This is a genomic window from Stenotrophomonas sp. ZAC14D2_NAIMI4_6, from assembly GCF_003086875.1.
Taxonomy (GTDB): domain Bacteria; phylum Pseudomonadota; class Gammaproteobacteria; order Xanthomonadales; family Xanthomonadaceae; genus Stenotrophomonas.
Window position 1 is genome coordinate 3,445,758 of sequence record NZ_CP025996.1, and the last position, 23,805, is coordinate 3,469,562.

Annotated in this window: 18 protein-coding genes; 2 read left to right on the forward strand and 16 right to left on the reverse strand. The window is 66.0% G+C overall.

The features are described from left to right. Positions 1–12: 12 nt before the first annotated feature. The 4 genes from C1933_RS15800 to C1933_RS15815 are packed head-to-tail and all read right to left on the reverse strand — an operon-like array spanning position 13 to position 3,168. On the reverse strand, positions 13–549 hold the full coding sequence (locus C1933_RS15800; protein ID WP_199911376.1) for a pilus assembly protein PilP: 537 nt from the start codon (positions 547–549) through the stop codon (positions 13–15). Beyond that, positions 546–1,211 (reverse strand): type 4a pilus biogenesis protein PilO, encoded by a 666-nt coding sequence (gene pilO, locus C1933_RS15805; protein WP_108754019.1) that lies wholly within the window; start codon positions 1,209–1,211, stop codon positions 546–548. The genes C1933_RS15800 and pilO overlap by 4 nt, the downstream gene beginning before the upstream one ends. Beyond that, positions 1,208–2,110 carry a PilN domain-containing protein gene (locus tag C1933_RS15810; protein ID WP_108754020.1) on the reverse strand — a complete coding sequence of 301 codons (903 nt, stop codon included), beginning with the start codon at positions 2,108–2,110 and terminating at the stop codon, positions 1,208–1,210. The genes pilO and C1933_RS15810 overlap by 4 nt, the downstream gene beginning before the upstream one ends. Further along, positions 2,110–3,168, reverse strand: a complete 1,059-nt coding sequence (locus C1933_RS15815; RefSeq protein ID WP_108754021.1) for a pilus assembly protein PilM — start codon at positions 3,166–3,168, stop codon at positions 2,110–2,112. Before C1933_RS15815 ends, C1933_RS15810 begins: the two co-directional genes overlap by 1 nt. Before the next feature lie 219 nt (positions 3,169–3,387). Here C1933_RS15815 and C1933_RS15820 point away from each other — a divergent pair, with 219 nt between their 5' ends. Both C1933_RS15820 and C1933_RS15825 read left to right on the forward strand, forming a co-directional pair. Next, positions 3,388–5,808, forward strand: coding sequence for a penicillin-binding protein 1A (locus C1933_RS15820; RefSeq protein WP_108754022.1), 2,421 nt, complete (start codon positions 3,388–3,390; stop codon positions 5,806–5,808). Between the two features lie 223 nt (positions 5,809–6,031). Beyond that, complete coding sequence (locus C1933_RS15825) at positions 6,032–6,676, forward strand: hypothetical protein (RefSeq protein WP_108754023.1); 645 nt, start codon at positions 6,032–6,034, stop codon at positions 6,674–6,676. Between the two features lie 37 nt (positions 6,677–6,713). Here C1933_RS15825 and C1933_RS15830 read toward each other — a convergent pair whose 3' ends face one another. The 12 genes from C1933_RS15830 to C1933_RS15880 form a co-directional block, all read right to left on the reverse strand. After that, complete coding sequence (locus C1933_RS15830) at positions 6,714–7,517, reverse strand: hypothetical protein (RefSeq protein WP_159094009.1); 804 nt, start codon at positions 7,515–7,517, stop codon at positions 6,714–6,716. A gap of 3 nt (positions 7,518–7,520) precedes the next feature. Next, positions 7,521–12,206: an ESPR-type extended signal peptide-containing protein gene (locus C1933_RS15835; RefSeq protein ID WP_108754025.1), complete on the reverse strand. Its 4,686-nt coding sequence runs from the start codon at positions 12,204–12,206 to the stop codon at positions 7,521–7,523. A gap of 67 nt (positions 12,207–12,273) precedes the next feature. Beyond that, on the reverse strand, positions 12,274–12,972 hold the full coding sequence (locus C1933_RS15840; protein ID WP_108754868.1) for a pilus assembly protein: 699 nt from the start codon (positions 12,970–12,972) through the stop codon (positions 12,274–12,276). A gap of 17 nt (positions 12,973–12,989) precedes the next feature. Next, complete coding sequence (locus tag C1933_RS15845) at positions 12,990–14,123, reverse strand: CfaE/CblD family pilus tip adhesin (protein ID WP_108754026.1); 1,134 nt, start codon at positions 14,121–14,123, stop codon at positions 12,990–12,992. Further along, complete coding sequence (locus C1933_RS15850) at positions 14,120–16,840, reverse strand: TcfC E-set like domain-containing protein (RefSeq protein WP_108754027.1); 2,721 nt, start codon at positions 16,838–16,840, stop codon at positions 14,120–14,122. Before C1933_RS15850 ends, C1933_RS15845 begins: the two co-directional genes overlap by 4 nt. A gap of 53 nt (positions 16,841–16,893) precedes the next feature. Beyond that, positions 16,894–17,397 carry a CS1 type fimbrial major subunit gene (locus tag C1933_RS15855; RefSeq protein WP_108754028.1) on the reverse strand — a complete coding sequence of 168 codons (504 nt, stop codon included), beginning with the start codon at positions 17,395–17,397 and terminating at the stop codon, positions 16,894–16,896. 267 nt (positions 17,398–17,664) lie between these two features. Then, complete coding sequence (locus tag C1933_RS15860; protein WP_159094010.1) at positions 17,665–19,257, reverse strand: protein kinase; 1,593 nt, start codon at positions 19,255–19,257, stop codon at positions 17,665–17,667. Between the two features lie 73 nt (positions 19,258–19,330). Next, a complete protein-coding gene (locus C1933_RS20150) occupies positions 19,331–19,609 on the reverse strand; it encodes a hypothetical protein (protein ID WP_159094011.1) in 279 nt (92 codons plus the stop codon). A gap of 52 nt (positions 19,610–19,661) precedes the next feature. Further along, positions 19,662–19,943: a hypothetical protein gene (locus tag C1933_RS15865; protein WP_108754030.1), complete on the reverse strand. Its 282-nt coding sequence runs from the start codon at positions 19,941–19,943 to the stop codon at positions 19,662–19,664. 629 nt (positions 19,944–20,572) lie between these two features. Beyond that, complete coding sequence (locus tag C1933_RS15870) at positions 20,573–21,850, reverse strand: citrate synthase (RefSeq protein ID WP_108754031.1); 1,278 nt, start codon at positions 21,848–21,850, stop codon at positions 20,573–20,575. Between the two features lie 296 nt (positions 21,851–22,146). Then, a complete protein-coding gene (locus tag C1933_RS15875) occupies positions 22,147–22,389 on the reverse strand; it encodes a type B 50S ribosomal protein L31 (protein ID WP_079223041.1) in 243 nt (80 codons plus the stop codon). A gap of 88 nt (positions 22,390–22,477) precedes the next feature. Next, entirely contained in the window at positions 22,478–23,416 is a 939-nt protein-coding gene (locus C1933_RS15880) for a nucleoside hydrolase (RefSeq protein ID WP_108754032.1), read from the reverse strand. Positions 23,417–23,805: the final 389 nt, after the last annotated feature.

Consider the following 23,805-nt stretch of genomic DNA (forward strand, 5'->3'; position numbering starts at 1 on the left):
CCCAGTAAACGATCATTGATCTTCCAGCGCGAGCGTAGCCGGACGTTCCAGCCAGCCACCCGCGCCATCCGGCACCAGTTCGATCAGCTCCACGCGGTCTTCGAAGACCGCGGTGACCCGCCCGTCGCTCTGCCCCAGGTAACCGCCCGGGCGTACCCGGTAAGTCACCTTGTCCGGCCCCATCACCAGCGCGACGGTACCGCCGCCGGTGCCGATGGTGCCGACCATGTCCAGTGCATCCAGCGGGAACCCTTCCAGGGGTTCCTTGCGCCGGTTCGGATCCGGGCGCAATCCGCCAGTCCCCTGCTGCGGATTGGTCCAGGCATCGGTGAACGGATCGCGCATGCCCTGCGCGGAATATTCGAAGGTCTCGAACTGCTGCATGACGGGCAGCGGCTCCAGCGGCTGCGCCGGTCGGGCGCGTTCGCTCTCGACCCACTTCTCAAGGTTGGGGGCATCGCCCGGCGTGCTGGTCACACCGCGGCCGCAGGCGGCCAGCAGCAGTACCGCCATCGCCATGCCACCGCGTGCAATGAAGGAACGGATCACTTCTGCGCCTCCTTGCCTGCTTCGCCTGCTTCAGCCTTCTGCTGTTCCGCCACCTCGGTTTCATCCAGGTAACGGTAGGTCTTGACCGTACCGGACAGCACCAGCGCACCGGCGCGGATGTTGCCGTTGGTCTTGTCGGCCGGCTTCAGGTTGATGTCGTGCATGGTCAGGATGACCACGCGCGGCAGCGAGGCCACGCCACTGACGAACGCACCGAACTGGTGGTAGCTGCCCACCATGCTCAGCTTGATCGGCTTTTCGGCGTAGAACTCCTTGACCTGCTCTTCTTCCGGCTCGAACAGCTGGTTGGCCAGGCCGCTGGACAGCGCGGTCTGCGAGATGTCGATGATCAGATCGGGCATCTCGGTCTTGCTGGGCAGCTGGCGCAGCATCTGCTGCAGCACCTGTTCCATCTGTGCCAGCTGCTGCTTCAGCGGTTCCAGGTTGACCGCGCGTTCCTGTTCCTTGGTGAATTCCTGGCGCAGGATGGTTTCCTGGCTTTCCAGGGTCTGCAGCTCTTCGCGCTTGCCGCTGATCAGCAGCATCCACAGCACGAAGATGATGACCAGGGCGATCAGCGAGCAGAAGACAATCTTGGCGTTGCGCGGCCAGTTGCCGATGTCGTTGAAATCAAGGTTCTTCAGTTCGACTTTCTTGCTCATGCGCGGTCCCCCTGCGGCAGGGCATGGAAGGCCTGCGGCGGCTGGGCCAGGCGGCTACCCTCGTTCTTCGGTGCGGCGGCCGGCGGTGCCGGTTGCGCTGCGGGGGTGGCCGGTGCGGCCGGGGCCTGCGGTGCAGGTGCCGGTGCGTTGCCCGGGGCCGGTGCATTGGCCGGCGCCGGGGCTGCGCCCGGTGCGGCCGGAGCAGCCGGTGCGGCGGCATCCGGGCCCGCACTGAGCGGGGCCACGGTGGGTGCAGCCGGTGCGCCAGTTGCCACGCTGCCGTCGGCGTTCAGGCCCGGAGTGGTCGACTCCTCGCTCTGTGCCGGCAGCTTCACCGTCACCTTGAACACATACGGCAGGGCCTTGATGTCAGCCACCGGACCCACCGGTGCGGCGTCCTTGTCTTTCTCAGGCTCGCTGGCCTTGATAATCGACAGTTCCGGGTTGGTCATCCAGCCGGACACTTCCAGGTTGCGCATGTAGGCGGACACGCGCGCATTGGACTGCGTGCGGCCTTCCAGGGTGAGGGTGTCGCCATCCTGCTGCAGGGCGGTCAGCACCACGCCATCGGGAATGGTGCGGACCAGGGCGTCGAACAGGTGAACCATCTGCGAGCGCTTGGCCTGCAGCTGTTCGATCACCGCCTTGCGGGCCAGCAGACGGTTCTTCTGCTCGTCCAGACGGTCGATCTCGGCGTTCTGCGCCTTCACCTTGGTGATCTCGGCCTGCAGGTAGGCATTGCGGTCCATCTGGCCGCTCACCTGCATGTCGTAGTAGAACCACACCAGCAGCGACAGCAGCACACCGCCGAGTGCGGCCATGCCCAGCATGACCCCGAACTCGCGCTGGCGTTGCTTGCGCCGTTCGGCGCGCCAAGGCAATAGATTGATGCGTGCCATCAGTCGAAGCTCCTCAGTGCCAGACCGGTGGCGATCATCAGCGCCGGGGCATCCTGGGCCAGCGCCTGGGCCTGCACCTTCGGGCCCAGGGTCATCTGTGCCAGCGGGTTGGCGACTACGGTCGGCACGCCCAGCTGTTCTTCGACCATTTCCGGCAGGCCTGCCAGCGCAGCGCAGCCGCCGGCCAGCACGATGTGATCAACCCGGTTGAATTCGCTGCCCGCGTAGAAGAACTGCAGCAGGCGGCTGATCTGCTGCACCGTGGCTTCCTTGAACGGTTCCAGCACTTCCATTTCGTAGCTTTCCGGCAGCCCACCCTGGCGCTTGGCCAGACCGGCTTCCTCGTAGCTCAGGCCGTAGCGGCGCATGATCTCGTCGGTCAGCTGCTTGCCACCGAACACCTGTTCGCGGCTGTACAGGCTGCGGCCACCGCGCAGGACGTTCAGGGTGGTCATGGTCGCGCCGATGTCCACCAGGGCCACCACGCCATCGCTGGACACCGGCAGTTCGCTGGCCACCAGGGCGAAGGCGTTCTCGACCGCGAAGGCCTCCACGTCCATCACCTTGGCCTGCAGGCCACCCAGTTCCAGCGCCGACTGGCGCAGTTCCACGTTTTCCGAACGCGATGCGGCCAGCAGCACCTGGACCATTTCCGGGTTGTTCGGGATCGCCCCGATCACCTCGAAGTCCAGGTTCACTTCCTCGATCGGGTACGGAATGTAGTTGACCGCTTCCAGCTCGATCTGGGCTTCCATGTCGTTTTCGTCCAGATCGGCCGGCATCGGGATCACCTTGGTGATCACCGCCGAGCCGGCCACGGCAGCGGCGGCCAGCTTGGCCTTGCTGCCGGAGCGGTTCATCGCGCGGCGGATGGCCTCACCCACGGCCTCCACTTCCACGATGTTCTTCTCCACCACCGCATTCGGCGGAAGAGGTTCCACGGCGTAATGTTCCACGCGGAAACGGCTACCGCTGCGGGAAAGCTGCAAGAGCTTCACCGCAGTCGAACTGATGTCGACGCCTATGAGTGGCGACTGACTTTTTGGGATAAGCCCCACGGTTTCTCCCCTGCCGACGGGCACTTGGACACAAGAACTGTGTCCGCGCATTAATAACGTATTCTTAGCAAATGGCAACCACCCTGCTGTGAAGTCCCTCACAGGTTCACGATGCAGCCCCTGGCGTTTGTCGTTGCGTCCCCTGGTAGCGACCCCAGCCGCCACCGTGCGTAATCTATACTCTGCGACCACGAAATTCGCAATCGGAATCTGAACCCGATGACTCGACTCCGCCGCTGGCTGCGCTGGATCTTCCTTGTTGTACTGGTCCTGGCGCTGGTCGGAGCGGCCGCCGTGGGCGGCCTGTACTACGCCGTGTCCTCCAAGCTTCCCGACGTGCAGACCCTGCGCGACGTGGAAATGCAGGAGCCCATGTACGTCTACGCTGCCGACGGCAAGCTGATGGCCGTGTTCGGCGAGACCCGGCGCACCCCCATCACCATGAAGGACGTGCCGGACAAGCTGAAGAAGGCCTTCCTGGCCACCGAAGACGCCCGCTTCTATGAACACGGGGGCGTGGACTACAAGGGCATCGGCCGTGCGGTGTGGCTGCTGGCCACCACCAACGACAAGCGCGTGCCCGGCGGGTCCACCATCACCCAGCAGGTGGCCCGCCAGTTCTTCCTCAGTTCCGAATACAGCTACACCCGCAAGCTGGCCGAGATCCTGCTGGCCCGCAAGATCGAGTCGGAGCTGAGCAAGGACGAGATCTTCGAGCTGTACCTGAACAAGAGCTTCTTCGGCAACCGCGCCTACGGCGTGGCCGCCGCGGCCGAGTTCTACTACGGCAAGAAGCTGAACGAGCTTGACCTGGATGAAATGGCCTCGCTGGCCGGCATCCCCAAGTTCCCCTCCTCGGGCAACCCGATCTCCAACCCGGAACGTGCCCGCCAGCGCCGCGACAACTACGTGCTGCAGCGCATGGCAGACCTGAAGTTCGTCACCCAGGCCGAGGCCGACGCGGCCAAGGCGGTGCCGATGCACGCCACCGCGCATGAACCGCCGGTGCAGGTGGAGGCGCCCTACGTGGCCGAGCTGGTGCGCCAGGAAATGATCGCCCGCTTCGGCGGCGATGTGGTCAACAAGGGGTACCACGTCACCACCACCATCGATGCCACCCTGCAGACCGCGGCCAACCTGGCCGTGCGTGACGGCCTGCTGCTGTACGACCACCGCCACGGCTGGCACGGCGTGGAAAAGCAGGTGACGCTGGGCGCCGGCGACGATGCCGCGGCCCTGGCCGAGCACCTGCGCGGCATGTACGGCCAGGCCGGCCTGCTGCCGGCCATCGTGGCCAGCACCGGCGCCGATGGCAGCGCCACGGTGGTGCTGGCCAACCGCAGCGAGATCGTGCTGCCGGCCGGTGCCGCCAAGTGGACCAACAAGACCCCCGGCAAGCTGGTGCAGCGCGGTGACATCGTGCGCGTGCGTGCCGGCGCCAAGGAAGGCGAGTGGCTGCTGGACCAGATTCCGCGCGGCCAGTCCGCCCTGGTCTCGCTGGACGCCCACAGCGGCGCGCTGAAGGCGCTGGTGGGTGGCTTCAGCTTCTCGGGCAACAAGTTCAACCGTGCCACCCAGGCCCGCCGCCAGCCCGGTTCCAGCTTCAAGCCGTTCGTCTACGCAGCCGCCTTCGACAAGGGCTACAACCCGGCCTCGATCGTGCTGGACGCCCCGGTGGTGTTCCGCGACCGCCGCGGCAAGACCTGGGCACCGCAGAACGACGGTGGCGGTTTCCGCGGCCCGATGCGCCTGCGTGAAGCGCTGGTGCAGTCGCGCAACCTGGTGTCGGTGCGCCTGCTCGACGGCATGGGCGTGGACTATGCGCGCAAGTACATCAGCGAGTTTGGTTTTGCCGAATCGGAGCTGCCGCCGAACCTGTCGATGTCGCTGGGTACCGCCTCGCTCACCCCGCTGTCGGTGGCCCGTGGCTACGCCGTGTTCGCCAACGGCGGCTCGCGCGTGGACACCTGGTTGATCGACCAGGTGAACGACCGCGACGGCAACCTGGTGTTCAAGGAAAACCCGGCGCTGGCCTGCCGCGAGTGCGCCGGCAGCAGCGACCAGCCGGTGAACCAGGTGGTGGACGGCTTCAACTTCGGCGCCCCGGCCCCGAAGGTGGACCCGACCGCTGCCGCCAAGCCGGCCACCGAGACCCCGGCCGCGCCGGCCAACCCGGATGCCCGCACCGCCCCGCGCGCGATCGATGCCCGTACCGCCTACCAGCTGGTGTCGATGATGCGCGACGTCGTGCAGCGCGGCACCGGCACCGCCGCCAAGGTGCTGGGCCGTGAGGACGTGGGTGGCAAGACCGGTTCCACCAACGACCACCGCGACGCCTGGTTCTCCGGCTTCGGCGGTCCGTACGCCACCACCGTCTGGGTGGGCCGCGACGACTTCCGTTCGCTGGGCTACCGCGAGTACGGCGGCAAGGCCGCCCTGCCGATCTGGATCGACTACATGCGCGTTGCGCTGAAGGACACCCCGATCGCCCAGAACGAGCCGCCGGCGGGCATGGTGCAGACCACGTTGAACGGCGCCACCGAGTGGGTGAAGGTGGAAGACATGGACCGCCTGACCGACTACGACCTGGACCTGCAGAGCACCCCGCAGGCCGACGCCGCCGCGTTCGATATCTTCTAAGGGACGGATGGGTGGGGGCCAACCTTGGTTGGCCCTGCGTGCCGACCAAGGTCGGCACCTACCAGAGCAAGGTAGCGGGCCAACCTTGGTTGGCCCCACGCAGCCCGTTGGTTGGCCCTTCGTGCCGACCAAGGTCGGCACCTACCAAAGCAAGTGCCCACCAAGCACGCGCATGTCACATCCCTGCGCTACTCTGTACCCAGGTCGCAACAGGAGTCATCGCATGCATCGCGCACGCCAGCATGCTGCCAGCCAGACCCGCGAGCGACGCCATCGCCTCGCCCACGAAGCCGCCCGCCTGATGGCCGAAGGCGGTATCCGCGACTACCACCAGGCCAAGTTGAAGGCCGCCAGCCGGCTCGGCATCCACGACGATGCCTCCCTGCCCCGCAATTCCGAGATCGAAGACGCCCTGCGCGAGCACCAGCGGCTGTTCGCCGGCCCCCAGCACAGCAGCCAGCTGCAGCGCCGCCGCGAGGCTGCGGTCAACGCGCTGGATTTCCTGCACGGCTTTGCCCCGCGCCTGGTCGGCCCCGTGCTGGACGGCACCGCCGATGCCAACAGCCCCGTGCAGCTGCACCTGCACAGCGATGATGCCGAGGCCGTGCACCGCTTCCTGGACGAGCACCGCATTCCCGCCGAATCGCGCACGCGCCGCCTGCGGCTGGACCGCGAGCGCAGCCTGGACGTTCCGGTCTGGGTATTCAGTGCCGAAGAACTGACCTTCGACCTGGCCGTACTGCCCTACGACGCTCTGCGCCAGGCGCCGCTGTCACCGGTGGATGAGAAGCCGATGCGGCGCGCGTCGGCGGCGCAGGTGCGGCAGCTGCTGGCCGAAGACGAAGCCAGCAGCTACTTCGGCACATGAGGCAGCGCCGGCCGCGACCGGCGCCACCCTCGCCCACCTACCACTGGCTGTACGGTAGCTGGTCGCGATACATCACCCGCCCCATCAGCGGCCAGGGCTCCCGATAGCTGGACTGGTACATCATGTTGGCGTGCATGCGCCGCAGGTCATGCAGTATCCACAGGTGTGCGTGCACATCGCCGAAGTCGTCCGCCCAGCCGTGAGCCAGGCGACTGCGCTCCCCCTCCAGTTCCGGCACCACGTCCTCCGGCACCTCCAGTACCGGCTGCAGTGCCTGGTGCACCTGCATGCTGCGTTCGCTCGCCTCGTGCAGGGTCTGGATGTACTCGCTCACCTTCTCGCAGGGGTACGGCGCGCACACACCGGCCATGCCGATGTAATCGGCAATGTCAGCCAGCATGTCCGACTGCAGTTGCAGCGACACCGGCACCTGCAGGGCCTGCCGCACCTGCATGGCCCGCTGCGCACCGGCCACGATGCGCGCATGGGTAGTGAACGGCGTCAGCCCGCGGCCATCGGCATGGCGCACGGCCCCCATCCGTCGATGCGCCTCGTAGGACAGCATCTCCATGCGCACCTGCGCCGCCTGCGGGTGGACGCGCGGCACCGTGGGGTTCATCGCGCGCCAGCCTACCCAGACCGTCGTGGCCAGACACACGCCCATGAAGACCACCACGAGCGTGACCGAATTGAGGTAACGCCGGTAATAGTGGAACTTCGCGCGCAGCGTGTAATAGCGCCGGTAGCTCATGAAGCGGCTCACGTAGCGATAGCTGCGCATTTCCTTTTCCAGCATGCTGGAACGCCGTCCCGGTTCGGGGTTCTGCTTGTCAGTGCTCATGGTTCACCAGCCAATGCCCAGGCCCACGCCCATGGTGCGTTCACCGCTGTTGGTGAAGGCGCCATTGAGGCTGAAGGTGGCCGAGCCTTTTTCGTTGAGGACACGCTGGTAGCCCACCGCCATGGCCGATTCGCCATCGCTGTAGCCCACGCCTGCGCCCAGGCGGTTGTAGGTGTTCAGGCCCGCGGTGTTCATCGCCATCGCACTCTGCGCGCTGCTCATGGCCGCCATGCGGTTGAAGCGCTTGTCCATCTTGTCCAAGCGCGCATCCACCTCGCGGGAGATGCCATCGCTGTACTCGTTGGCGCGGGCCAGCATCTTCTCCAGTTCCGCGGTGTCGACCTGCGGGGTGGGCTCCTTCGGCGTTTCCGGGGTGGCGTTGGGGGCCTTTCCGGTGTCGGCCACGGTCGGCGTTTCGGCTGGCGGCTGCGGGGCTTCCGGCGTGCTGGCAAAGCGTGCCTGCGGCTGGCCGTCGATGCGCTGTTCCAGGCCATCCATGCGCCCGTTGAGCTGCTGCTGCACGTCGTGCAGCTGGCCGCCATTGACCGCGTCGCGGCTACCAGCAGCCACCAGACCGTTGGCCACGTTGGAAATGACCATGCCCTGCGCACCGGCCAGGGTGAGCTGGTTCAGGCCGTCGCTGCGGGTGGTGGTGTCCTGGAAGACGGAGCGGAGCTGGGTTTCCACCTTGTCCACGCGCGAGCCCTGGGTGGTGACAGCGCCATCGAGCGACTGCAGTGCATCGTTGAGGGTGGACTGCTGCTGGCCTTGCACGGTGAAGTGTGGGCCGATGATGTTGCCGTTGCTGTCTATGTGAGCGCCGCCACCGAGGGTGGCCAGGGTGGCGTTGAGCTGGGCGACGGTGGTGGCGTCCTGGGCATTGCGGCCGTTGGCTACGTTGGTTAGACGGCGCTTTGCACCGTCACTCCCGAACGAGACCGTGTGTGATTCCGTCGCAACTGATCCATAGCCAATGGCCACGCTATTAACTGCCCCAATCGCCACACGGCTTTCTGTTCCCAATGCGATTCCATTCTCCTGAAGAACTGAAGAGCCCGTACCCAAAGCAAAAGCGTTACCCGCATTCCGATCGACGAAAGCAGCGCGACCGAGTGCAACACTGTTCTTTGCAAGCGATCGAGCGTAGCTGCCGACCGCCACCCCCCCTTCACTGTCCGGCGATGCCTCAGCAGAATCACCAATGGCGACACCAACAAGACCAGCTCTAGCCGCTGCGTCCTCACCACCTCCGCCTATCGCGAGGAACCGCGCACTTCCCTCTACACCGTCAAGTCGCTCACTAATCGCAAACAGTTGTCCACCATTAACGACGTCCTTGCTCCGAGCGGAAAGCTCTCCATCCGCCACGCCGGTCACTGTCGCGCCACCGAAGTCAATAACGCTCCCCGTCTCAGCCGCAGACGAGCGCGTAAGATCGTTACCCGTCACCTGAGAATCGCGCAGCGCATCCAGATCGCTGCGATTGCGGGCGATCTCCTGCTTGGCATCGTGCAACTGGCTACCCGTCACTGCATCGCGACTGCCCGCTGCGATTCGACCATCAGCCAGATTGGTCAGCACCGCCCCCTGTGCGCCGGACAGCGTGAGTTGGTTCAAACCATCAGCGCGGATCCCGGTGTCCTGGAACGCCGAGCGCAGCTTGCCTTCCAGCGAGCCGACCCGTGCATCGGTCACAACCACCGCACCATCCAGCGCGGTCAGCGCATCGCCGACGGTGTTGTGGTTGCTCCCCTGAATCGCGTAGGTGGGCGCGATGATGTTGCCACTGGCATCGAGGCCGGCACCACCTCCAAGGGTTGCCAGAGATTCCCTGAGTTGTGCAACTGTAACTACGTCATTCTCAGCGTGGCCTCGACCCACATTTACGATCCGGCGTTGCCGCCCCTTTGTCCCGACAGAAACCGTATTCGTCTCGTCAGCGATTGCCCCATACCCAAGGGCTACAGCACCTTCTGCGTCAGCGCCGACAACTGCACGAGCTCCCAAGGCAACGCCCCCACTAGCCTGAACGTGCGAGCTAGAACCTAGCGCGAAACCCTCGGTTGCCTCTTCTACTACCCACGAAGCCCGCCCCAATGCAACCGAGTTAACGCCGAGCGCTTTCGAGAAGCTGCCCACAGCGGTGCCACCTTCACCAGTCGGTGACGATTCTGCGGAATCACCGATGGCGACACCCAACCACCCGGCAGACGCATCCTCGCTAAACTCGTCGTAGCCAACCTGCAGGAAGCGACTGCCCTGCTCCATCTGCTCAATCCGGGCATTGGTGGCAAACAACTGCCCACCATTCACCGCATCCGTACTGGCAGCCGAGCTGATATCCCCCGGACCGACACCCTTCACCACGGCACCTTCAAGGTCAACCAGGGTCCGGTCAGCATTGAACTTCACCACGCCTTCCAGATCCGGTTCGAAGCCATCGAAGTCGGCGCGCAGGCGGTCCAGATCCACACGATGGTCAGCCAGACGATCAGCGTGATCCACCAACTGCAGATCCTGGGCCTCGTTCCGCGCCTCTGCCGAGCCTACGCGCTCGTTGGTGGCAAACAGCTGCTGACCGGTCACCGCATCGGTGCTCGATGCGCCCAGGATGCCGTTGGCGATGTTCTGGATGCGGCGGCGCGCGCCGTTCTTGTTGGACACGTCCAGTACGGTGCCGGTGTTCTCGGCACCCAGGCGAACCTGGCCGCTGGCCGACACCTGCCCGATCAGACCGGCCACGGTACCTACCTGGCTGATGGCGCTGTCGGACGCCGTCTTCGCGGCGGTTGCCGTGGACTGCGCGGTGGTCACCGCCGAGTTGGTGGCATGCAGCTGCTGACCGGTCACGGCCTCGGTGCTGGAGGCACTGAGCGTGGCATTGGCCACGTTGCTGATGCGGCGGCCAGCACCATTCTTGTTGGCTACATCCAGCACGGTGCCGGTGTTCTGCGCACCCAGGCGCACATTGCCGCTAGCAGACACCTGCCCGACCAGACCGGCCACGGTGGTCACCTGGCCGAGGGCATTGTCTGCGGTCGTCTTCGCGGCGGTTGCGGTGGACTGCGCGGTGGTCACCGCCGTGTTGGTGGCATGCAGCTGCTGCCCCGTCACAGCATCGGTGCTGGAGGCACTGAGCGTGGCGTTGGCCACATTGCTGATGCGGCGGGCAGCACCATTCTTGTTGGATACGTCCAGCACGGTGCCGGTGTTCTGGGCACCCAAACGCACATTGCCGCTGGTAGAGACCTGCCCGACCAGACCGGCCACGGTGGTCACCTGACCGAGGGCATTGTCTGCGGTCGTCTTCGCGGTGGTTGCGGTGGTCTGTGCGGTGGTCACCGTCGTGTTGGTGGCATGCAGCTGCTGGCCGGTCACGGCATCGGTGCTGGATGTACTGAGCGCGGCGTTGGCCACGTTGCTGATACGACGAGCGGCGCCATTCTTGTTGGATACATCCAGCACGGTGCCGGTGTTCTGGGCACCCAAACGCACATTGCCGCTGGCCGAGACCTGCCCGACAAGACCGGCCACGGTGGTCACCTGGCCCAGCGCGCTGTCCGCTGCGGTCTTTGCCGCCGTGGCGGTGGTCTGCGCGGTGGTGACTGCGGTGTTGGTGGCATGCAGCTGCTTGCCGGTTACCGCTTCGGTGCTGGTGGCGCTGAGCGTTGCATCGGCCACCCCGGTCAGCTTGCGGTTAGCGTTGGACTTGTTGCGGATGTCCAGCTGGATGCCCGTGTTGTCACCACCCACGCGCACTGCACTGCTGGCCGAGGTCTGCGTAACCAGTCGCGTGTTGACCAATGCCTGGTCGGCAGCGGTCTTGGCGGCATTGGCCGTGTTGGTCGCGGCGGTGACGTTCTGGTTGGTGGCGTGGAGCTGCTTGCCAGTTACCGCGTCGGTACTGGTAGAGGACAGTCGGGCGTCTGCCACGTTGACGACCCGGCGCTTCGTACTGCTGCTGCCCACCGATACCGAGTTGGATTCGGTCGCCTCCGAATTCAGCCCCAGTGCCACACTTCCGACCGCCAATGCTTTGGCGTGATGACCTACGGCTACGCCGTTGTATTCAGCGCGTGCATTTCCACCCAGGGCCACTGCACCCGAGTATCCTGCTGTACCTGCAAAGGCATTTCCGCCGATAGCTATCCGCGCAACGCCCGCGGAGCTTTCGACGGTGCGCGCCCCGCTACCCACGGCAATCGAATTCTGGGAGTACGCCTTGGCATTGTTTCCCATGACCGTGGTACCAATTCCATTCCCTTGGGCATGGGCCCCCACTACCGTCGAGTAGCCCTGTAGTGCTTCGGCTCCGTACCCAAATACGGACGTATTGTCTCCCAGACCGCGCGCCTTGTTCCCAAAAACCGTCGCGTAGCTCCCGTCCACATAGGCGCCAGCACCCATGACAAAGAAGAAACCACTTCGCAAGGACGCGTCGGCATGGCTCACCGTGTCATGGCCAAGGAACGGGGCACACCTTGTGAATCCAGACTCGTTGCTACCGCAGCCAAGAAAGACAGTGTCATTTGCGCTGGCAGTACCACAGGCGATCAAACCGGCGGCCACTAGAACCGAAGAAAAAGCTAGTTTGTGCTTGCTGGACTTCCCTTCGCAACGCGCCAACTCACTGGCCACGACCCAGCACTGCAGAGCCTTCGACCATAGACGACGATAGATCCGGTTCATGTTCACTCCTTAACAACCAAGGGAAAAGAAGCCCGTCGCTGCGTGCCGCCGCGACGGGTCGAGCGCTTCAGAGCGCGAGGGCCTGCACGTGTTCGCGATAGCCATCGCGGGTCAACCGATAGCGCAGCTGCAGGCGATGGCCAGGCTTCGGGGTAAAGGGCAATTGCAGGGATGCGCCGGGGTACAGGCTGCGTGAGACGTCATGGGCGGTGCAGGCACCGGTTGCATCGCAGTCGGCCACGCTGGTCAGGCCCACCCGCAGCGTTCCGGCATTGACCAGGCTGTCGCCCTGTATGCGCACGTCCACGCGTCCATTGGCCGGAACCACGTTTACCAGCGCGCCCCAGACCAGGCTCATGCCCACCGCGGCGCGGGTGGCCGGATCGTCCGGCTCGGCATCGTCGGGGCCGCGCACACCTTCGAAGTACACGCGGTAGGCGGTCTCCTTCTCCACCGGCTGCAATGGAATGACCCGGATCAGCCGATTGGCGCCACCCGCCAAGGCGAACTTGCCGGGTGTGATCGTGATCGCCGCGTCGGCCGGCTCGATCTCGACTTCCTGCTCGTCCCCACTGGCTGGATCGTCGATGCGAAGGATCGACGCCTGCACGTACTGCGCGGTAGTGGATTGCGAGTACACGCGGATCTGCGCGCCCTTGCCGGCCTCGACCGAGGTGCGCATGGGATGTACGGTCAGGTTGGCGTGGGCGGGCACCGCTGCAAGCAGCAACGCGCAGGCGAACAGGCAGGGCAAAGCAGGATTCATGGCGAACTCCATCAACATCAAGGGCGGGAAGTGGGCAGGCGCAGTTCGACCTTCAGATCGCCCTGGTAGGCACCAGAGCGCTTCTCGTCGATAGGGACGCGCGGGGTATCGAGGGTGAGCGGCGTGGGCACGCAGAACACCGGCTGGGTCATGCCCGGCAACATCACCAGGCGCAGGCGCGCGGTATCGATGTTGCGCAGCTGCTCTTCCACGCCATTGCGCATGGGAATGCGCGCGCCGTTGTGGTCGAGGGTGACGGTGTAATCCACACGCTGGCCGTCGTCGCTACCGCCATCGGTGTGCCAGACCGAATAGCCGGTGGGGCCGGGACGGCGCGTGCCGCTGTCGCGCACGGTGACGCCGAGGTACTCGCTCTGCGAACCGAGGCCGTCATACAGGCACATGTCCAGGTGCGCGCGGCCACCGACCGTTCGGGCAATGGGGTCGTAGCTCAGATTGAGGCCTACGGTGGGGGCGGCTTCCTGGAACTCGGGCAGGTAGATGGAGACCGCGTCGTAGTCGGTGATGGTGAGCGTGAAACGGTAGGTGTACGTGGCGAGGTTGCGGGCGTCGGGGGTGTTCGCGCGGAGTTCGAGCGTTGCGGTCCAGATGCCTGCGACGAGCTTCCCAAGTTCCGGCATCTCAAGAGCAAGCTGAGCGCCAATTCCCGCGGGTTCTGCCCCAGGGCAGACATTGAAGTAGGTCGACCAAGGCGCCATGATCCCGAGTTGCCAGTAGTCACCCAAGCAGGCGCGACTGCTGAGCGCCCGTTCCACCCCCCCTCGGATGCTCAACTCTGTATGCATTTGGCTGCGTTGCTCAACGAAAGTCAGAGCGATACTTCTGAGACCAGTATCAGGATCCTCGATCCCCTCAACCGGGCACCTACCCCTCTCCGCGCTGCTATCCGAAACACACGTCAGGTGCAGTTCGCCGTAGCGCTTTCCCAGATCCACGTGGTCATACGCCAGCAGCGTTCGCGGCGGCATCAACACAATGTCCCCCGGCATCGCAGACCGATCCCACGTCATCACGATGTCGCGATGCTCATCAGTCGGGTGCGTCTCCGGCGGCCGTTGCGCCATCGCACGCGGCGCCATCACCACCAGCGCACAGAACAGCACCAGCCACCACCACAGCCGCCGGCTCATCGCACACCTCCTGCTGCCGCCTGCTGGCTGCTGGCCATCAAGGCCTTTTCCTGCAGCAGCCGCGTCACCCGCGCCTGCTGGCGGATCTCTGCGGGCAACTGCGCCACGTTCAGCGGTTCGCACTGCACGGCCCCCACCAGCAGCACCACCTGGCGGCGCTCGCGTATCTGCAGCGGGCATTGCAGCAGGCGATCATCCTGCAGCAGGTAGAGCACGGTTTCGCGGCGCGGGAAGTCGGCCACGAAGCCGCCATTGCTGCCGGTGCCCGGCACCGGTGCGTTGAGGATGCGGGCGCCGCGCAGCGGCGTGCCGGCCAGGTCCTGCGCGTTGCCGATGAAGGTGTAGGTCACTTCAATCGGCACCGGCATGCGCATCAGCTTGCCGGGCGGCAGGAACAGCGGGCGCGCGCCGCCCACGCCGCTCACGCGGATGGAGGCGATGCTGTCCAGCGCGCTGGCGTCCTGCACTTCGGCGCGGTGCGATTGGTAGGCCGGCAGTGGCAGCAGGCGGCGCTCGCCCAGCTGCAGGCGCTGGCGGCGCAGGCCTCCCACCTGCAGCTCGGCGGCCACGCCGGTCAGCTCCAGGTCGTCGGTGCCATCGACTTGTACGGCCAGGCCCGCATCGGCGCCCAGGCCACCGCCCCAGTACAGCCCGCGCGAGCCCAGTGCGACGCCGGAACTATGGGTGGCGCTGTAGGCCATCTCGTCGCGGCCGCGCTGCTGGTAGCGCGACACCGTCGCGCCGGTGTGGCCGATACGGTTCTGCACCTGTGCGCTCAGCGTGGCGCTGTAGCGATCGCTGTTGTTGCCGCGCAGTTCGGCGGACAGTTCGCGGAACTGGTCGTCGTGGTCCTGGCGCAGGCTCTGCGCCACGCTGTAGGTCAGATCCGGGCGTTGGTGCTGCGGTTGGCGCAGATCCAGCCCGTAGCGGCGCTGCGCGTTGCCGCGCTCGCCCTGCTGCAGGCGGGTCAGGGCAAGGGTGAGGAACACGCCGCGATCGCGGCTGCTGCGCAGGCTGCCGTCGTTGTGCTGCTGCCACACGCCCACGCGGGTGGACGCGCTGAAATCGCCCCAGCGTTCGCTGCGGTTGTAGCTGGCCTGCCAGGTGCGGCTGAGCTGCGGTTCGCGGCTGGGCTGCGGCGCCCACGGCGGCAGCAGCGGGTCCAGGCCATGCAGCGGATCGTCGATATCGCCGGGCACGCCCACGCCCTGCCGCCAGGTCTGGCGCCGGGTATAGGCCAGGTAGGCATTGCCCCCGGCCACCGGCAGCGCCACCGAGGCGCTGAGCGAATCGACGCAACCCAACTGGTCGCGTGCATCGTCGCGGAATTCGCATGCCTTGCCGCGCATGCGCTGCTGGTACAGATTCCACGACGCACGGCGGCGGTAGGACAGCTGATACTGCTGCCCACCGCTGCCGTCGCTGCCGTGCATGCCGCTGAAGCTGGCGCGGATTTCCTGCGTGGCAAACAACCGGCGCAGGTCCACGCGCAGTTCGCCATAGCTGAAGCCGCCCAGGTCGGCCACGCCGGCGATGACGGTGGCGCTGCGCCCCAGCGGCACGCGCACGCCGCCCATTGCCGACATCTCGCCGTCGAACTGGTCGCTGCGGCGCTCGCTGCGGCGGCCGCCCTGCAGGAACCACTGCACGCTGCTGTCGGCCCAGTCGCCGCCCTTGTCGAAGGGCGCGTCTTCGCTGCGCACCAGCACGCCGTCTTCGTAGATGCGCAGGGTGACGGTGTAGTTGCCGAACGGGAACCGGCGCGTATCGATCTGGTTGATGCCGGCCTGCAGGTAGTAGGTCTGCAGCAGGCGCTGGCCATCGAAGGCATCGACGCGTGCATCGCGTGCCAGCAGCACGGTCAGCGGCGTGGCCTGCACCGCCGCCTCGCTGTCCACGTAGGCCTGGGTGGTGCCGATGCGCAGGCCCTGGAAGCGGTCCAGCGGCAGCATGCTGAAACTGAAGGTGCCGCCCTGCGGGCTGGACAGGTTGCGGCGGTCCATGCGCCCGGCCTGCAGGTAGTGCTCCGGGCCGATGTCATGCCGGTAGTAAGCGTTGTCCAGCTGGAAATCCTGCCGGGTGCGCTGGTTGCGGTAGCGCTGGTGGCTGAAGGTCCAGTTGGCCGAGACGTGGCCGCGCTCGAACAGGCCCAGCACGCCGGTACCCTGTGCGGCCAGCGCCTGGTAATCGCGGCCGCCGCTCAGGTTCACCGTCTGCTGGTGCAGGAAGGCGTTCTCGGCGTTGGCGCTGACCTGGTGGTGGCGCTGCGCGGCGGGTTCGCCGGGAATCCATTGGCGGGCGACAAACAGGCGCACCGCGCCCTCGCCCTCGTCATACAGTGCGCGCACGGCGGTGGGGTCCTCCGGGGGATCGAGATAGCCGCAACCGGCGGCGGCACCGCCGTAGCGGCAGGCCAGGTGGCTGTTGCGCGGCAGCGGCTGCGACAGTGCCGGCAGCAGCGCCGCCTGTGCTTCGGCGGGCAGCTGCAGCGCCTGCAGCGCTTCGGCGGGCGCTTCCAGCTGCACGTGGTCGAGGGTGACGCGCACGGGCATCAACCCGGTCGAACGGCCGAACAGGCGCACGTCCAGCTGCTCGGTCTGGCCTTCAACCAGATCCTCGAAGCCGGCGGGAACGCCGCGCGCGGCGACCATCGGCGCAGCCAGCGACAAGGCAAGCGCGAGCGCCAGCCGGGTAACGGCGGGGGCGGTAGCATTCATGGGGGGCAACCAGAAGCGGCCGGCCCAGCAAGCGGGCCGGCGCGGGGCGGAACTTACGGGCTGGCGGTCTTCTGCTTCATGGCGATGCTGACCATGCCCTGGAAGCTGTCAGCCACGGTGATTGCGCCTGGGGTCTTCTGGGCGATCTCCAGCGGCATGGCCACCGAGGCACCCGGCAGCGCGCCATCGAACAGATCAGCAGCCAGGTAGTCGGTGGCGGCCAGGCCCAGCTCACGGTTGTTCAGGCTGACCTTCAGCGGCACCGACGGCGTGCCGGCGGCATTGCCGATCAGCACCGGCTCGTTGATCAGACGGACTTCGATGTCCTTGTCGATGTCGTTGGAATAGATGCGCACCTGCCGCTTCCAGGCATCAAGACCCGTTCCCGGCTTGTGGACCATCTTGATCGCATCCGGCAGCGGGCTGCCGTCGGCCTGCAGCAGGGCCAGGGTCGGGTCGACGTCGGCCAGGATGGTGATGTGGGTTTCGGCGGCATTCGCGGACAGCGAAGCGGTGACCAGCGCTGCAGCCAGCGCGGCCTTCTTGAAGATGTGCATGGGTGTCTCTCTCGGACAATGAAATAGGGAAAGCTCCCCTCCCGAACGGAGATAAGGGAGGGGAGCGCCGCCCGCCTGGGTGGGGGTGGGCGACGGAGAGAATGGTAGGAATCCCTACCCCCGGCGGCTATTCAAGCATTCCTAAAACGTTGAACGTTAAGTGGAATTCTTGAATTCGCTCAATGTTCGAGAGTTATGCAAGTTTCCTCAGGTCGGGTTTGCAAGAATCCTCATTGCATAGATCGCGCAGTCGAGCATGGCTCGGCTCTACAGCTGTGGAGGCGGGCTCGCCTGCATCGGGTCGAGCAGCAGCATTTCCTGCACTTCATTCCACATCTTTTCGCGCACGCGCCGCACCAGGGCCGAATCGCGTTTGGCCGGAACCGGAACCGGCAGCACCTCGCGTGCGTACGCGGACAGCAGCGTTGCGGCGCTGGCGGCGGTGGGTCGCTGCAGGGGATCGGCGTGCATCAAGGCCGCTACCAGCTCGCGTATCGCGCGCGGCACGCCGCGGCGCAGCCGCCCCACACTGGGCCGCTGCTGGGCGCTGGCCGGTTCACCCGGCTCGGCCTCGTCGCGATGCATCAGCCACGAGGTCAGCAACTGGTGGATGGTCGCACCCAGCCCATACAGGTCTTCGCGCAGGTGGCTGCCCTGGAATGCGCCGTGGCGCGCTTCCGGCGGCATGTAGCTGGGCGTGCCCCAGGGCACATCGCTGGTGGCATCCACGCGCAGCGCGCCTTCGAAGTCCAGCGGGCGCAGGCGTCCGCTGCGGTCCACCATCAGGTTGGCCGGCTTCAGGTCGCGCCATACCCAGCCCGCCGCATGCAGTTGCGCCAGCACGGTGGCCACCGCCGAAGCGTAGGCCAGCGCGGTCTCCAGCGCGATCTTGCGCTGCGGGTCGGCGCAGGCCTGCAGCAGCGGTTCGCCATCGATGTGTTCCATCACCAGATAGCGGTGCTCGCCGATGCAGAACGCATCGATCACCGCTGGTGCAGCGAAGGCGGCACCGTGCGCGGCACGCAGGAAGGCTTCTTCGCGTTCGACGAAACTGCGGCCATCCAGGCCCAACCAGTTGGTCTCGCCGTGGCGGCGCCCTTCTTTCACCACGCACAGCCGCGCCGGGGACGAGGCGATGTCCACCGCGCGGTACACACCGCCCTTGCCGCGCTGCATGAAGGCGTCGTGGCACAGGAAGCGGGTCTGCAACGGCGTGGGCGGTGCGGCGGCATCGATCACTGGTGCGAACGGGCAGTCCACCCAGTCGGGCACGGCCTTGCCCGGTTCGCGCAGATCCGGCACCTGTTCGCCGCTGGGCAAGCGCAGCGCGCTGACCTTGCGCCCGTCGGCATCTTCCATTTCTTCATGACCGAACGCGCCGTAGCGGAAGTACACCGCACTGCCGCGCCGGTAGGGGCGGTCAAACGGTACGGCGGGCGCGGCCAGATCACGCGTGGCCTGGTCCAGCATTTCGGCCAGCGCCAGCGCGTGCGCCGCGTCGCGCGGGTAGACGGTGATGAACTTGCCGATCTGGCTGAAACCGAACGGAATGGCGCTGTTCAAACGGTTGAGGATGTTCAGGGTCTTCACCGATTTGAACGCCACGCCCTGCTCCACCAGCAACGGCGCGCAGCGGCGGAATACATCGATGGCATTGGGCAGAGTGGCTGAGACGTGCAGCTTCCAGCCCTGCGACGGGTGCTCGGCCTGCGGGGGGCGGTAGCGCCAGCCCGAACGTTGCGGCACCACCGGCAGGTACTGGTCCACCAGCGCGCGCCATTCCTGTTCACGATGCGCGGCCGGGGCCGGCGATGCGCCTGGTGCAGGCGCGTGGTCGATTGCGGTATCGATAGGCAGCACGGCAGCTCTCCTTGCAGCAACGACAGAAAGCGATGTGCGGGTGCGCAGCGCACACCCGCACATCGGCGCAACATCAACTACTGGTGGTGGTGGTCGTGGTGGTGCACAGCGGCGTGCTGGTGGTGGTGACCGTGCGGCTGTGGCAGGTGCACGCGGCCACCGAACTGTCGCCGGCCGACATCGCCTGCAGTTCTTCCGGGCTGGACGCGAACTGCGAGAAGTACGCCTTCCATTCGCTGCTGCCGGCGCCGGCATGGATCGCTTTCAAGCCCTGCGCGCGCAACTGGTCGGCGAAGGCCTTGTCATTGATCGCCTTCTGCACCACGTCGTTTGTCTTCTGCGAAAGTGCCATCTTCAACTCCTTGTGGATCGATGAGGACGCAAGGGACAGTGCCGCGATGTCGTCAGCCCGACCCGGTGGTGGTGGTGCCGGTGCAGATGGGGCTGGTGGTGGTGGTGACGGTGGTGCTGTTGCAGGTGCAGGCCGCGGCGCCCGCCTTGGCCCCCAGGGCCTGCAGCTTGGCCGGGTCGGTCGCCAGGCCGGTGAAGTGCTGGGCACCGAAATAGGTTTTCCAGGCGGGGCTTTCCTGCCCACCCACCACCGCCGCCAGGGCCTGGCTGCGGATCTGTTCGGCGAATGCGGGATCGGACAACAGTTTCTGTACGAACTCGGTCTGGACAGCCATGTGCGTATCTCCCTTTCCGTTGGAAGGAACAACGTGTGCCGGCGGCTGGCCGGTGGTGCTTCCGACGATGCGTGCAGGGTCACCGCGGCCATGCGCCGCGCGCCCTTGAACGGCCCCCCATCGTCAACGGGTGGTGGCGTGTGCCGCGCACATGACCGGGCACCGGCGCTCCTGCCAACGGCACAGGCACGGCACGCGGCAACGGTCGTCGACCGGCACGGCGGCATTCGTAGTTGGTTCGGGAACACCGGCGCAGGCCTGCGCGATATGCGGCCTGCAGCGGATGTTTACGTGCGTTGCCTCGTCTTCCCCATCGCAATCCCCTTGCGTTCCGGATCAGCACATCAGCGTTGGCGGGGCCGTCATGCGACGGCGGCACCGGGCGGGCGATACCCCGGCAGCCATCCAGCCCAGAGTGTGCGGTGCAGCGTCTGCCGCAACACCGGGCCGGTCAATGGGGTTTCTGCATGAGCACCCATTCACCATTCCGTTCTGCGCGGGCACGCACAGTTCCGCTTCGCAGGCGTTCTCATATTCACGCGCCCGGTTTGGGCAGCGTCGCCCGGTTCTGCGCAAAAAAAACGCCCCGCACAATGGCGGGGCGTCTTCATTGCAACCTGCCGGGGCGATCAGCCCTGGTAGTCGCGCACGTCGCTGCCGGTGTAGACCTGGCGCGGACGGCCGATCTTCATTTCCGGGTCAACCTGCTGTTCCAGCCAATGCGCCACCCAGCCGGAGGTACGGCCCAGGGCGAACATGACGGTGAACATTTCGGTCGGGATCTGCAGCGCCTTGTAGATGATGCCGCTGTAGAAATCGACGTTCGGGTACAGCTTGCGGGCGACGAAGTACTCGTCCTGCAGCGCGGCCTGTTCCAGCTTCACGGCCACGTCCAGCAGCGGATCCTGCACGCCCAGCTGCTTGAGCACCTTGCTGGTCATTTCACCGATGACCTTGGCGCGCGGGTCGAAGTTCTTGTACACGCGGTGGCCGAAGCCCATCAGGCGGAAGCCGGAGGTCTTGTCCTTGGCCTTCACCACGGCCGATTCGACGTTGTCGGCCGAACCGATTTCTTCCAGCATCTTCAGCACGGCTTCGTTGGCGCCGCCGTGGGCCGGACCCCACAGCGCGGTCACGCCAGCGGCGACCGACGCGTACGGGTTGGCACCGGTCGAACCGACCAGGCGCACGGTCGAAGTCGAGGCGTTCTGCTCGTGGTCGGCGTGCAGGATGAACAGCAGGTCCAGCGCCTTCACCACGTCCGGGTTCAGATCGTACTGGCCATCGGCCGACTCGAAGGTCTGCTTCAGGAAGCGGCTGACGTAATCCAGCGAGGTGTCCGGCTTGTTGGCCGGCAGGCCCTTGCCGTGGCGGTAGATCAGCGCCGACAGGGTCGGCACCTTGGCGATCAGGCGCACGGCGGCCTGGCGGCGCTGTTCGGCGTCGGACAGGTCCAGCGAGTCGTGGTAGATGGCCGACAGCTGCGCAATGGCGGCTGCCAGGATGGCCATCGGGTGGGCATCCTTGGCGAAGCTGGCGATCAGCGCGTTGACCGAATCGTCGACGTTGGCTTCGGCGGTCAGCTCATCGGTGAAGGCCTTCAGCTGCTCGGCGCTGGGACGCTCGCCGTTGATCAGCAGGTAGGCCACTTCGACGTAGCTCGACTTTTCCGACAGCTGTTCGATCGGGTAGCCGCGGTACAGCAGCACGCCCTTGTCGCCATCGATGTAGGTGATGGCCGACTTGCAGCTGGCGGTGGCGGTGAAGCCGGAATCGTAGGTGAAGAACCCCGTTTCCTTGGTCAGCTTCGCGATGTCGACGCAGTCGTTGCCAAGGGTGGGTTTGATGACGGGCAGAACGACCGACTTGTCGCCGGCGTTGAGCGTGACCTGATCAAGATCGGACACTGTGTGCGCTCCTTCATGGGAAGGCGCCTGCCCAAGCGCATTGGTCAGGCACGTGAATGACGTCCTCGGCCTGTGCCGGGGATCACGCCATTATCGCACAGCAGCATTTGCCGGGTGCTAGACAGAAGTCGTAGACGACAGGCAGCCGCAGGCCTGCCGACAAGCGGCCCGGATGGGCAAAGCGGCCAGGGGCTGAACGCACTGTTCCGTCCATCCAAACGCCCGTTGGGCAGGCGCCGGACAAAAACAAACGGCCGCGCAATGCGCGGCCGTCGGTTCCAAGCAGTAACGACGTATCAGCGCGCGTAGCGCTTCTGGAACTTGTCGATACGGCCCGAGGTGTCGATCACCTTGTGCTTGCCCGTGTAGAACGGGTGCGAAGCCGAGGAAATTTCGACCTTGACCAGCGGGTATTCGTTACCGTCGGTCCAGGTGGTGGTTTCCTTGGTCGCCATGGTCGAGCGGGTCAGGATCTTGAAATCGGAGGTGACGTCTTCGAAGACGACGTCGCGGTAGTTCGGATGGATATCGGCCTTCATGGGCTCACACCGTAAATGGGCTGGTGGTCAAGAGCGGCATTATAAGCACCGGTTGCCGCGCGGGGCAACCGGTGCGTGGGCATCGGCCTCAGACGGCGCCCAGGGCCTGGCGTACCAGGGCCTCGAAACGGGCCTGGTCGTAGGCCATCAGCAGATCGCAGTTGTCGGGCTGGCCGGTCTGGCGGTTCCAGTCGACGATGGTGGCGCCGCGGCTGAACGTGCCGTTCAGTTCCACGTTCAGCGGACGCGATTCCACCTGCAGCTGCCCTTCCGGGTTCAGCGCCCAGGCCATGGCCACCGCATCGGCGGTGTACCAGCGGCCACCCTTGGCGTCTTCGGACAGGGCGCGGGTCTTGCGCGAAATCAGTTCGTAGAAGCGCGCGCGGTCGGAATCGGCCTGCAGCCACTGCTCGGCCTGCTCCAGCGGCAGACCGTGGGCGACGGTGGCTTCCCAGTCCGACACCAGCAGGTGCTTGAACGAGGTGAACACCACGTGCGCCGCTTCCGGATCGAAGGCGATGTTGAATTCGGCTGCCGGGGTGATGTTGCCGTGGCAGGTGACCGCCCCGCCCATCACCACGATGCGCTTGATGCGCTGGGGCAGGGTCGGGTCCAGCTTCAGCGCCAGGGCCAGGTTGGTCAGCGGGCCCAGCATGACCAGCATCAGCTCGCCGGCGTACTGGTGCGACAGGCGCAGGATGGCCAGCGCGGCGTGCTCGGTTTCGGCCTGGCGGCTGGGCGGCGGCAGGTCCACGTCGCCGTAGCCGTCGCGGCCGTGCACGTGGGCGGCATCCACCGAGGGGTGCAGCAGCGGGTCGGGGCTGCCAGCGAACACCGGCACGTCGGTGCGGCCGACGATGTCGCAGAGCTTGAGGGCGTTGCGGACGGTGTAGTCGAGGCCGACATTGCCGGCGGCGATGGTCAGGGCGACCACGTCATGCCGTTCGTCGGCGAAGGCCATCAGCAGGGCCAGGGCGTCGTCCACACCGGGGTCGGTGTCGATCAACAGCGGGATCTTATGGGTCATCGTTGCCGTCTTCAGATCGGCAACGAAGTGTGGACCGGGTTGATGACCGTTGCAAGTATGGGGGGGGGTGTCTGGCAGGGCTGCGCCCTGCCCCGCCTGTAGAGTCGAGCCATGCTCGACTGAAGCAACGGCAAGAGCGGGCTATCCGTGGGATGGCGGGGTGGGTCCGGTTGCGGGGGACGGCGCAAGTACGTCCATGTAGCCTCGGTCGCGCCATCCATGGCGCTCACGCCCCCGCAACCGGACCCACCCCGCCTTCGACGGTTTCCTGCGATCTGCCGGAACGGCAGTGGGGTCGGATCCCGTTCTGGAGCCATTCGATGTGTCGCAAATGCCTTCGTTGGAATGGGCGTCGTGCGCTTGCACGGAATTCGAGGTTTCAAACTTTC

Excerpts from the sequence above, each read along its gene's own strand:
- pilO (WP_108754019.1), bottom strand. The coding sequence starts at position 1,211 with ATGAGCAAGAAAGTCGAACTGAAGAACCTTGATTTCAACGACATCGGC.
- C1933_RS15810 (WP_108754020.1), bottom strand. The coding sequence starts at position 2,110 with ATGGCACGCATCAATCTATTGCCTTGGCGCGCCGAACGGCGCAAGCAA.
- C1933_RS15820 (WP_108754022.1), top strand. The coding sequence starts at position 3,388 with ATGACTCGACTCCGCCGCTGGCTGCGCTGGATCTTCCTTGTTGTACTG.
- C1933_RS15825 (WP_108754023.1), top strand. The coding sequence starts at position 6,032 with ATGCATCGCGCACGCCAGCATGCTGCCAGCCAGACCCGCGAGCGACGC.
- C1933_RS15830 (WP_159094009.1), bottom strand. The coding sequence starts at position 7,517 with ATGAGCACTGACAAGCAGAACCCCGAACCGGGACGGCGTTCCAGCATG.
- C1933_RS15835 (WP_108754025.1), bottom strand. The coding sequence starts at position 12,206 with ATGAACCGGATCTATCGTCGTCTATGGTCGAAGGCTCTGCAGTGCTGG.
- C1933_RS15840 (WP_108754868.1), bottom strand. The coding sequence starts at position 12,972 with ATGAATCCTGCTTTGCCCTGCCTGTTCGCCTGCGCGTTGCTGCTTGCA.
- C1933_RS15845 (WP_108754026.1), bottom strand. The coding sequence starts at position 14,123 with ATGAGCCGGCGGCTGTGGTGGTGGCTGGTGCTGTTCTGTGCGCTGGTG.
- C1933_RS15850 (WP_108754027.1), bottom strand. The coding sequence starts at position 16,840 with ATGAATGCTACCGCCCCCGCCGTTACCCGGCTGGCGCTCGCGCTTGCC.
- C1933_RS15855 (WP_108754028.1), bottom strand. The coding sequence starts at position 17,397 with ATGCACATCTTCAAGAAGGCCGCGCTGGCTGCAGCGCTGGTCACCGCT.
- C1933_RS20150 (WP_159094011.1), bottom strand. The coding sequence starts at position 19,609 with ATGGCACTTTCGCAGAAGACAAACGACGTGGTGCAGAAGGCGATCAAT.
- C1933_RS15865 (WP_108754030.1), bottom strand. The coding sequence starts at position 19,943 with ATGGCTGTCCAGACCGAGTTCGTACAGAAACTGTTGTCCGATCCCGCA.
- C1933_RS15875 (WP_079223041.1), bottom strand. The coding sequence starts at position 22,389 with ATGAAGGCCGATATCCATCCGAACTACCGCGACGTCGTCTTCGAAGAC.
- C1933_RS15880 (WP_108754032.1), bottom strand. The coding sequence starts at position 23,416 with ATGACCCATAAGATCCCGCTGTTGATCGACACCGACCCCGGTGTGGAC.